The organism is Enterovirga sp., assembly GCF_028290205.1.
Classification (GTDB): Bacteria; Pseudomonadota; Alphaproteobacteria; order Rhizobiales; family Beijerinckiaceae; genus Enterovirga.
Genome location: NZ_JAQGKF010000114.1, coordinates 1 through 2,541, shown reverse-complemented (window position 1 = coordinate 2,541; position 2,541 = coordinate 1). Strand labels below are relative to the sequence as shown.

Annotated in this window: 1 protein-coding gene; it reads right to left on the bottom strand. The window is 71.5% G+C overall.

Translation table 11 applies throughout. The annotated features are described in order from the left end of the window. Positions 1–23 precede the first annotated feature (23 nt). Positions 24–2,387: a FecR domain-containing protein gene (locus tag JWR86_RS07975; protein WP_299563311.1), complete on the bottom strand. Its 2,364-nt coding sequence runs from the start codon at positions 2,385–2,387 to the stop codon at positions 24–26. Positions 2,388–2,541 lie beyond the last annotated feature (154 nt).

Here is a 2,541-nt window from a genome sequence, read left to right as displayed (position 1 = left end):
GACGTCGGACCGCGTCCTGCCGTTCAGCGCGGGGCGGCTGCGGCCGCGTTGAAGATTCCGGCGCCCGCATAGCCGGGGGTGCCGCCGATCGAGAGGGTGCCGCCCATCTCGCCAGCCGGTCCGGAGGCGCCGCGGAAGAACTGCCCGTTCAGGGCCATGCTGGAGCCCGGGACCGAGGACGCAATCGTGCCGCCGATGAAATTGCCGCCCCCTGCCGTCACGGTGCCGGCATAGCTGCGGCCATCCAGGCCCGGGATGCTGACCACCCCGGTCCGGTTGCCGAAATCGACCGTGTTGGTGAAGTTCGAGGCCGCCAGATACTCACTCGAACCGTTGCGGATGGACGCGACGGCGTGGCCGACATAGGTCGCCGTGCCGGTGCTCGGCATGTCGGCGAACCGGGTCGGGTCGCCATAGACCCAGGTCCCGAGATGGACGAGGTCGGTGAGCGCCTGCCCGGACGCGTTGGTGCGGGTGGTCTCGGAGGACCAGAAGCCCCAGCGGGTGAACTCGCATTGGCAGAAGTTGACGCCTGGGAAGAAGCTGCGGGCGTTCACGGTGTCGGCGGTCACGAACCCGCCCCGATGCGTCTCGACCCGGGCGCCATTCACCTCGGTCGTGGCGCGCCCGTCCAGCCCGCGGGCATCGACCGCGCCGAAATTGCGGTCGTCCACGTAGGTGCCACGCCCGTCGGCGCTGTCCGGCCGGACAAAGAAGCTTTCAACCGCCCGGCCGAAATCGAAATAGGTGCCGGACCGAAGCGCGTCCCCCTCCGAATTGCTCGAGGTCTGGACGCCGAGCGTGGTCCCGAACTGGCTGGTGGTCGGGTTGAGGCTGATGTCGAACAGCCCGGTGACGGCCGTGTTCACCGGAGCCGGGCTGGTGCTGCCGAAGGTCGAGGCCAGGCCCGCGAACAGCCCGCCAAAAAGCGGATTCACCACGGTGTTGAGCTGCGGCCGGGACGCGCCGAGGCCGGCCGGCGTTTCGGTGCGGCTCGCCGCGAGCTGGCTCGGCACGTCGGAGGCGGCACCCGAGGTCGACCGCAGACGGGCGGTGCCCCGCAGGTCGAGCGAGGTCGGCGCGCCCGAGGCGTCGAGGGTCACGGCCGGGCCGGAGCCCCCGAGGTCGGCCCAGCTCCTGACGAGGTTGCCGTCGCTGCCGCGGGTTGAACTCGCAAAGGCGGCCTCCCCGGTCGGCCCGCCGGCTCCCGCCTGGGTCTGCCCCGCCACCACGTAGATCCCCGACCTCTGGGCGCTGCCCGAGCCGGACAGGGTGAGGCCCCCGGCCAGGAAGCGGCTGCGGCCGGCGCTGGTGCCCGCCTCGCCGCCATCGGTGAAGCCGAGCACGGGAGACTGATAGGACGGCCCCCCGCCCGGGGAGGACGTGGCGGCGATCGGCGCGAGGTTGAGCGCGAAGGCGTGAGGCGAAGCCGGCGGGCCGGGTTCATGGCCGGGGCCGATTAGATTGGCGGCGTTGCCGCCGGCCGCCGCACTCTGGCCGACCTGGGCCGCCGCCTGCTGCTGGGTGTCGGCCGCTGCGATCTGGATTTGCGTCGGTGTCGTGGCGGCGTTCGGTGACACGGCAAGGCCAAGCGTGGTGGCGGCGCCCGGCTGCTGGGCCTGGGTCTGCCCCTGGATGGCCGCGACGCTGGCGCCGATCTGCGCGATCAGCGGTCCGGCGACATTGGCCTGATCGATTGCGGCCGCCGTGACCCGGTTGCGGGTGCCGCCCGTCTGGCCGGGTTTCGAGGTGAGGCTGCGGTTCTGCTGCGACACTTCCGCGGCCGTGGCGCGCCGTGGCGCGCTCGGCACGGCCGCCCCGCCGGGGATGTGCACCACGAAGCCGGGGCGGCGGATCACCTCCGTGCCGGCCGCCGTGGTGATGTTGAGCGTGCCGAAATGATTGGTGACCTTGGTGCCGCAATCCGCGGCCGCCATCCCGGGGGTACAGGGCAGGATCTGCACGGTCGCGACGCCGCCCCGAATGCCGAGCGTGGCGGAGGGCGTCTTGATCTCGGCCCCACCCGAATGGCTGGTATTGCCGCCGACCAGGCGCAGCACACCCTTGGCCATGGAGGCCGTGAGCTTCCCGGTCCCGGCGCCCGGATCGTAGACGAACTCGTCGATCACCACCGTCGAGTTCGGCCCGATGCTCATCGTGGTCTTGTCCACGAAGACGAGTTGGACGTTGCCGCCGGCCGTCGTGTTGATGCGCTCCTTGAACACGACCCGCGAACCGATCTGCAGAACGCGGGTCGGACGCGCCGGCGGGGTTCCGGTGGAGGCCGGGTTCACGGCCCCGGCCGTTCCGATCTCCTGGGCCAGGACCGGCGGCCCGGCGAGACACGTGGCGGCGGCGAGCGCGATGCGGAGGCGACGGGGCGGCATGGCCGTCTCCTCAGAAGCGCAGCGTCGGCCCGAAGGCGACGCTCAGGTTGCGGGTGTCGTAATTGCGCAGGCGCGAATTGATCTCGGAATATTGCACCTGCACGGCGAAGCCGGCGAAGTCGTAGATCGGCACGTCGAGCAGCGCGCCGACCCG